The sequence below is a fragment of the Protofrankia sp. Cj3 genome (genome assembly GCF_917627355.1).
In the GTDB taxonomy this organism is placed as follows: domain Bacteria; phylum Actinomycetota; class Actinomycetes; order Frankiales; family Frankiaceae; genus Protofrankia.
On record NZ_CAKJTR010000061.1, the window covers coordinates 25,892 to 28,063 of the forward strand.

At 70.6% G+C, this 2,172-nt stretch carries 2 protein-coding genes; one reads left to right on the forward strand and one right to left on the reverse strand.

All coding sequences use genetic code 11. The features are described 5' to 3' along the window. Positions 1 to 181: 181 nt before the first annotated feature. Positions 182 to 754: a DinB family protein gene (locus MJ783_RS10745; RefSeq protein WP_239310251.1), complete on the reverse strand. Its 573-nt coding sequence runs from the start codon at positions 752 to 754 to the stop codon at positions 182 to 184. Between the two features lie 103 nt (positions 755 to 857). On the opposite strand from MJ783_RS10745, the gene MJ783_RS10750 reads away from it, so the two are divergent. Then, the gene (locus tag MJ783_RS10750) at positions 858 to 1,919 is read left to right on the forward strand and encodes a YafY family protein (protein WP_239310252.1); all 1,062 of its coding nucleotides are present in this window, start codon (positions 858 to 860) and stop codon (positions 1,917 to 1,919) included. Positions 1,920 to 2,172 lie beyond the last annotated feature (253 nt).

Genomic DNA, 2,172 nt, shown 5'->3' on the forward strand with positions numbered 1-2,172 from the left:
GCGGCAGCAGAAATAGCGTTCTCACGTCAGCACCGAAAAAATCGGACAGAACGCCCGCGGTGCCCAGGGCGGCACTCGGCGCCGCACCGCGTCGCGGGACCCGGGTTCTGGACGTTCTGTGCCAGCTCCCTCGATACCGTCCACCGCCTCCAGGCTTCGTCGCGGGACGCTGGCACGGCTGTCAGGTCGCGGTCTGGCCGTCGATCGTTTCGCGGAGGATGTCGGCGTGGCCGGCGTGCTGGGTGGTCTCGGCGATGATGTGGATCAGTACCCGGCGGACGCTGTGCCGCGCGCCCGGCTCGTGCCAGGGCGCTTCCGGCAGTGGCTGCGTCACTGACAGGTCGGGGATGGCCGCGACGATCTCGTCGGTCCGGGCAGCGGCCCGCTTGTAGCGGGCGACGATCCCGGCCATCGTGTCACCTGGCAGCATCTGGAACTCGTTCTGGCGCTTGATGGCCCAGGCCGGGTACTCACGTGCGGTGCCGGTCATGAACTCCTCCCAGGTGACGCCGTCGGGCAGCGCGTAGTTCATCGCCGACGGCCCCTCGAGGACGAAACGCATCCAGCCTTCCTCAACGGCGGCGACATGCTTGATCAGCCCGCCCAGGCACAGGGCACTGGCCGTCGGGCGTTCGCCGGCCTGCTCGTCACTGAGACCGCGGGTCGTGTTGATCAGGCTGGCTCGGGCCACGGCGAGTTCGGCGAGCAGGTCGGCCCGCTCCGCGTCGAGGGCTACGGGCTGTGTGGTCATCATCGTGATCGGCCCCTTCTGGGTCGTTGCCGTTGTCGGCTGTGACCACCACGGTCGTCCGGGAAGCGGTCAGTTTCTGGCCTCTTCTTCAGGCAATCTCATGGGCATGCCGACGACGTCAGCGCGCCTGCTCGCCCTGCTCTCGCTGTTGCAGGCGCGCCGGGACTGGCCAGGGGCGCTGCTGGCCGCGCGGCTCGAGGTCAGCCCGCGCACGGTGCGCCGCGACGTCGACCGCCTCCGTGAGCTGGGCTATCCGATCCGGGCCACCAAGGGTCCCGATGGCGGATACCGGCTCGATGCCGGGGCGGAACTGCCGCCGCTGCTGTTCGACGACGAGCAGGCCGTTGCCCTGGCCGTCGCGCTCCAGCTCGCCGTCACGTCCGGTGCCGGCATCGAGGAGGCGGCGGCCCGCGCACTGAGCACTGTCCGGCAGGTCATGCCAGCGCGGCTGCGCCACCGGGTCGACGCGCTGCGGGTCACCGCGGTCGAACGCCGCGGAAGCCGGCCCTGCCCGCAGGTCGAGCCGGCCGTTCTGGTGATGCTCGGTGCCGCCGTCCATGCCCGCGAGGAGCTGCGCTTCGACTACACCGTCCCGTCGCGGTCGGTGCCGGCCGATGTCTCCCCGCCGCGTCGGGTGCAGCCCCATCACCTCGTCACCTGGGGCGGACGCTGGTATCTCGTCGCCTGGGATCTGGACCGCGACGACTGGCGCACCTTCCGCGCCGACCGGATCAGCCCGCGTCCCCCGGCCGGCCCGCGGTTCACCCCCCGCCAGCTGCCCGGCGGGGACGTGGCCACCTTCGTCGCCCAGCGCTTCGGGGGCTCCGCCGGCCCGGACCGCTGGCCGTGCAGCGGGGAAATGATCGTCGATCTGCCCGCCGCCTTCGTGTCCCAGTACTCCCAGGACGGGATCGTCGAGGAGCTCGGCCCGAACCGCTGCCGGCTCGTCGTCGGCTCCTGGTCGTGGCCCAGCCTGGCCGCCACCGTCGGCCGGTTCGACGCCGACATCGAGGTCCTCGGGCCACCCGAACTCGCGGATGCCTTCGCGACCCTGGCCCGCCGCTACGCCCGCGCCGCCGCCGGACAGCGGGGCGAGGCGCCGACGCACGGGCGGATCGTCCCGACGGGAGGCCGAGGTGCCGGCGATGAACCCGATACCGGAAGGTGACGCGCGACGGCGCCGATCCGACCTCGTCCTCACTGGCGGTGCGGACGAGGTCGGATCGGCAGACCTATCGATCTGCTATTGGAAGACTCGAATCCCTGTCGTTGGCAGAGTAGAGACGTGGTCGACTATCGGCGCCGTGTCCTCGACGGCACGCTGGACGCACTTCAGTCGCATCTTCGGGAGCGCAGAAAAATAACACGTAGAGTCGCAAAATGGCTGCCGGCGGTGTGGTAAGGGCCTAACGCGCTGGTTT